At 64.7% G+C, this 5218-nt stretch carries 5 protein-coding genes; 3 read left to right on the forward strand and 2 right to left on the reverse strand.

The window, feature by feature from the left end; all coding sequences use genetic code 11:
* Positions 1-718: aminoglycoside phosphotransferase family protein (locus EOA85_RS26820; RefSeq protein ID WP_127211777.1), on the forward strand; the 718-nt coding region annotated here is incomplete at its 5' end.
* Here the strand turns inward: EOA85_RS26820 and EOA85_RS26825 are convergent.
* Complete coding sequence (locus EOA85_RS26825) at positions 708-1799, reverse strand: COX15/CtaA family protein (protein WP_127211778.1); 1092 nt, start codon at positions 1797-1799, stop codon at positions 708-710. The genes EOA85_RS26820 and EOA85_RS26825 overlap by 11 nt on opposite strands.
* A gap of 152 nt (positions 1800-1951) precedes the next feature.
* On the opposite strand from EOA85_RS26825, the gene EOA85_RS26830 reads away from it, so the two are divergent.
* Positions 1952-2170: a DUF2842 domain-containing protein gene (locus EOA85_RS26830; protein ID WP_065008079.1), complete on the forward strand. Its 219-nt coding sequence runs from the start codon at positions 1952-1954 to the stop codon at positions 2168-2170.
* A gap of 430 nt (positions 2171-2600) precedes the next feature.
* Entirely contained in the window at positions 2601-4433 is a 1833-nt protein-coding gene (locus tag EOA85_RS26835) for an adenylate/guanylate cyclase domain-containing protein (RefSeq protein ID WP_245486028.1), read from the forward strand.
* A gap of 291 nt (positions 4434-4724) precedes the next feature.
* Here the strand turns inward: EOA85_RS26835 and EOA85_RS26840 are convergent.
* Positions 4725-5218, reverse strand: a 494-nt coding sequence (locus tag EOA85_RS26840; protein WP_164759900.1) for a polysaccharide deacetylase family protein, incomplete at its 5' end; no start/stop codon positions are given.

Below are 5218 nucleotides of genomic sequence, written 5' to 3' on the forward strand. Positions count from 1 at the left end.
CCTCAAACCCTTCGACGATGTCGAAGACGAGTTGCGCGGCGAGCATTTTCTCGCCTGGCGGCGTGGCGAAGGCGCAGTGCAGCTGCTCGGCAGCGACGGCCACTGCATGCTGCTCGAATATGCCGGTGACAGGACGCTGTCGCAGGTTCTCGCGGAGCAGGGAGACAATGCCGCCACAGCAATCGCGGCCGAGGTGATGGCAAACCTGTTCTCGCCATCCGACCACCCTGCGCCACCGGATCTGCAGCCGCTGCGGGTACGGTTTTCCAGTCTGTTCAAGAAGGCGAAGATCGATCGCGACGCCAGCGAAAAAAGCCTCTACGTCGAAGCGGCTGCGACCGCGGAACGGCTGTTGGCCGATCCTGTCGACGTGCTGCCGCTGCATGGCGACCTGCATCACGACAATATCATGCAGGGACCGCGCGGCTGGTTGGCGATCGACCCAAAGGGCGTTCTCGGCGATCCCGGCTTCGATGCGGCGAACATGTTTTACAACCCGCTCGACCGCGACGACCTTTGCAGCGATCCCCGGCGGATTGCCCACATGGCTGAGATCTTCGCCAGAACGCTCGGCCAAACGCCGCCAGCCATCCTGGATCATGCCATCGCCTATGGCTGCCTGTCGGCGTCGTGGCACCATGAGGACGGCAACGCGATCGAGGAAAGCCGCGAATTGTCCATTGCCACGGCGATCAGGACGGTGCGGCTCAGCCCCTGACGGCGATCTGGTTGGGCAGCGGATAAGCGCCCTTGGTGCCGCGCCAATGCGCTGCAGCAAACCCTAGCAGGACAAGCGCGAATGCCTGATGCGTCAGCGCCATGTGCAGCGGCACGTGCATCAGCAGCGTGCCGATGCCGATCAACCCCTGCGCCAGCACCAGCAGAAACAACAACGTCGCGCGGTGCGCATGCGTCGTGCCTGGCTGGCGGCGGTGTGTCGCGATCATGTGCCAAAGTGCTGCGGCGAAGATCGCGTAGGCGCCGAGCCGGTGGATGAACTGAACCGTCTTCGGGCTCTCGAAGAAGTTGCGCCATGCCGGCTCGAGGATCATCAGATCGCCGGGGATGAGCTTGCCGTCCATCAGCGGCCAGGTGTTGTAGCTCAGGCCGGCGTCGAGCCCGGCGACCAGCCCGCCGAGATAGATCTGGATCAGCGCCAAAAGCACCAGAAAGCCGGCCAGACGCTGCGTCGAACGGTCGGCGGCCGGTTCGGAATGAGGCGCGAGCCCGCGCGCCACCACCATGGTCGCGGTGAAGATCAGCGCGGCCAGCGTCAGATGCGTTGCCAGCCGGTATTGGCTGACGGAGACCCGGTCGACCAGTCCGGACGCCACCATCCACCAGCCGATCGCGCCCTGCAGGCCGCCGAGAAGAAGAATGCCTGATAGTTTCGGCCGAAGGCCGCGTTCGACGCGGCGCGTCGCCCAGAAAAACACCAGCGGCACGGCGAAAACCACGCCGACACCGCGCGCCAGGATCCGGTGCACCCATTCCCACCAGAAGATCGACTTGAACGCTTCGATGCTCATGCCCTTGTTGAGCTCGGCATATTGCGGGATCTGCTGGTAGCGCTGGAATTCCTCCTGCCATTCGGCGTCGTTGAGCGGCGGGATGATGCCGTGGATCGGCTTCCATTCGGTGATCGACAGGCCGGACTCGGTGAGCCTGGTGGCGCCGCCGACCAGCACCAGTACAAACAGCACCAGAAGCACGACGTAGAGCCAGCCACGCACCAGCGCCCGGTTGCGCAGGTCGCGGTCGCGGGCCACGAAAGGCGCGGCAGCTGATATGGCAGCCATAGGCTTGTCCCGGCAGGTTGCAGTCGCGGATTGGTGGACCATCGCAATCCCGCTGGCAAGACCGGACAGCGCGGCACGCCGTCGCGCCGCTTCTTGCGGGTTGCGTGCCTCTTCCGTTGGGCCTAAGCGATAGGGATCAACGGGATCGCGAAATGCCAATTCGCCTGAAAAAGCTGATCGGAACCTTCCTGCTGGTGGCGCTGGTCATCGTCTACGCACTGGTCGCATCGATCGTGGCGGTTGCCCAGCTGGCAGAATCGGGACCGTTGGCGCATTTTCTGTTCTTCCTGCTCAGCGGCATGCTGTGGGTGCTGCCGGCTATGGGCATCATCAAGTGGCTGATCCTGGAGCCGCCGCGGCCGAAGAATTGAGGCTCGCCCGCCGCCGCTAGATGGTGAAAGCCTGACGCTTGCTACCCGACGTGTAGGGTAGCTCAGGGTGGTTTTCTGCCTTCCGTGTCGCCGATCGGAACGCGCAGGCAGCGCCACTTTCCGACCTCAGCACCTCTAAGCGCGAACGTTGGTGTGATGTCCGATGCGCGCGTTCGTAGGGGCTGTTACATCGCGGTGACAAAAGCACCGCCACGGTGGCGTCACCCGGTTACCAAGGGCAGCAAATATCTCCGGCCTTCTGGGAGTGCGTGTCAGGGTCCCCAGAGGCTGCGTGGGCGTGTCGCCGGTTGGCTGTTAGCGCGGCGACTGGATCGCTCCACGCCTCGCAAGCGGGATAGCGAAATCTCGTGAAGGCAAGGTCAAGCTGCGTTCTCCGTTCTGAATCGGCGACGGGCGGCGGCTGGGAAAGATGGATGCCATGCACGTTGAGCGTCTGGAAGTTGGCGGGGCATTGGCGCGAGGCAGCCCGCGTGCACGCGCCTGGCCGGGCGGTGCAATGACCGCGCAGCGCCGCCTCGCAGCGATCCTGGCTTGCGACGTGGTCGGCTATTCGCGCCTGATGGAGCGCGACGAGCGCGGCACGCTCGAGCGGCTCAAGACATACCGCAAAGACCTCCTCGAACCGCTGGTCTCCGAGCATCAGGGCCGGATCGTCAAGCTCACCGGCGACGGCATGCTGTGCGAGTTCGCGAGCATCGTCAACGCGGTGACCTCGGCGATGGCGATCCAGCAGGCTTTGGCAGAACACGAGGCGGAGACGCCCGAGGAAGAGCGGATTCGCTTCCGCATCGGCGTCAATCTCGGCGACGTGGTCTGCGAGGAGGACGGCGACCTCTACGGCGACGGTGTCAACATCGCCGCCCGCCTCGAAAGCATCGCCGATGCCGGCGCCGTGGTCGTCTCGGGCACCGCCTACGACCACCTTCAGGGCAAGCTCGACGGCGGCTTCACGCTGCTCGGCGACCTGCGCCTCAAGAACATCGAGCGGCCTGTGCGCGCCTATCGCGTCGAGACCGACCCCAGCGCCTCGGTGGCTGCACCGCCTCCCCTGCCCGCGAAACCCTCGATCGCGGTTCTGCCTTTCACCAACATGAGCGGCGACCCCGACCAGGAATACTTCGCCGACGGACTGGTGGAGGACATCATCACGGGATTGAGCCGGGTGAACTCCTTCTTCGTGATCGCCCGCAACTCGTCCTTCACCTACAAGGGCCGAGCGGTGGACCTGCGCCAGGTCGGGCGCGAACTGGGCGTCCGCTACGTGCTCGAAGGCAGCATCCGCAGAGCAGGATCGCGCGTGCGCATCAGTGGGCAGTTGGTGGACGCGATCAGCGGACACCATGTCTGGGCCGACCGCTTCGAGGGCGACGTGAGCGACATCTTCGACCTGCAGGACAAGGTAACCGAGAGCGTCGTGGGCGCCGTCGAGCCGAGCATCCGGCTGGAGGAGATCAAGCAGGCGCGCATGAAGCCGACCGTCTACATCGGTGCCTACGACCTCTACCTTCGCGCGCTGCCGCGCTTCTACAGCATGACGCGCGAAGGCTTTGCCGACGTGCGCCGGCTCACCAACGAGGCGCTCAGCATCGACCCCGGCTTCACCCTGGCGAAGGCACTCGGTGCCTATATCCGCAGCCTGTCCGTGAGTCAGTGCTGGCACGAGCCCGACGATATTCGCGTCGCCGTGCGCATGGCCCGCGAGGTGCTGGCGGACGCGCGAGACGACCCGACAAGCTTGCGTTTCGCTTCGCAGGTGATCGCCTACAGCGCCAAGGATTACGAGACGGCGCTGGACACGATCGAACGGTCCCTGCTCCTCAACCCCAATTCGGCGCAGGGCTATACGGGCAGCGGCTGGGTGAACGCCCATTCCGGCCGCCCACTCGTCGCGATCGAGCACTTCCACAGGGCAATGCGGCTGAGCCCGGTCGACCCAGAGAAGGGCATCGCGCTCTCCGGCATCGGGATGAGCTACCTGATGCTCGAACGCTACGAGGAAGCGCTGGCTTGGGGAGAACGAGCGCTGCGCGAGATGCCGAATTACGGCTCCTCGCACCGGGTGGTGATCATGGCGCTGGTCAAACTCAATCGGCCGGACGAAGCGCAGGCGGCGGCGCGGCGGCTGATGGAGGCGTTCCCGACCTACACGCTCGGCCTGCAGAGGCAGATCAACCCGTGGCGGGACAAGGTGTTCGCCGAGCGCTACGTCGAGGCGTTGGGTATTGCCGGCGTGCCGGAGTGATCGTCGCGTTTGCAAAGGTGCCCTCTCCTGCGCGTCACGTCCGGCCAGGCGACGTCCCTTGATCCCGCGTCGCTTCTGGAAGGATAGTTCTCTGGCCGGGTTGTCCGAGGACTGTGCGCGTAGAGCAGCTGTGAACAGCCGGCGAGCTGTTGGGTTCGCGTCGAACTTCCGGTTTCACCCTGACGAGACCTACCGACGGTCCAGACATATGTCGCCTTCGGGTCACGACGTTCCCTTGACCTCCCATCAGAGATGGTCCTCAAGGGGTCGGTTCTTGCCGGACTTTCACCACTAGATGGTGACAAGCATCTTGCCGGCATTGGCCAGCGGCGTCGTCACACCCGACAGCATCGTGCGGATATGGGCAACGCTCTGATAGCGACCGTTGACCGAAATGCGCGGCAGCGCTTGCAGGAAATCGGCATGTTCGGCGCGCAGCACGCCGTGGCGTGTCGTCACCGCCGAGGCATAGCCGGCGTCGCGGGCAATGCCGACTTCGCGGTCGCCAACGGCACTGGGATAGCCATAAGGATAGGCGAAATGGCGCGGCGCCTCGCCGAGTTCGGCCTGCAATATGCGCCTGACGTCCTCGACCTCGTGCCGCGCATCGGCTTCGGAAAGCCGCTTCAGATTGCGATGATTGACGGTGTGCGCGCCGATCGTCACCAGCGAATGCCCTGCCATGGCGCGGATCTCGTCCCAGTTCATCAACATGCTCTGGCGCGCGCCCAACTCGATACCGTTCGACCGCGTCAATTCGCGCAGCACCGCGCGCTGGTCCTCCT

Origin of the sequence: Mesorhizobium sp. M5C.F.Ca.IN.020.29.1.1 (assembly GCF_003997375.1) — a bacterium.
In the GTDB taxonomy this organism is placed as follows: Bacteria; Pseudomonadota; Alphaproteobacteria; order Rhizobiales; family Rhizobiaceae; genus Mesorhizobium; species Mesorhizobium wenxiniae.

Coding starts and splice junctions, on each gene's coding strand:
- EOA85_RS26825 (WP_127211778.1), bottom strand. CDS start 1,799: ATGGCTGCCATATCAGCTGCCGCGCCTTTCGTGGCCCGCGACCGCGAC.
- EOA85_RS26830 (WP_065008079.1), top strand. CDS start 1,952: ATGCCAATTCGCCTGAAAAAGCTGATCGGAACCTTCCTGCTGGTGGCG.
- EOA85_RS26835 (WP_245486028.1), top strand. CDS start 2,601: ATGGATGCCATGCACGTTGAGCGTCTGGAAGTTGGCGGGGCATTGGCG.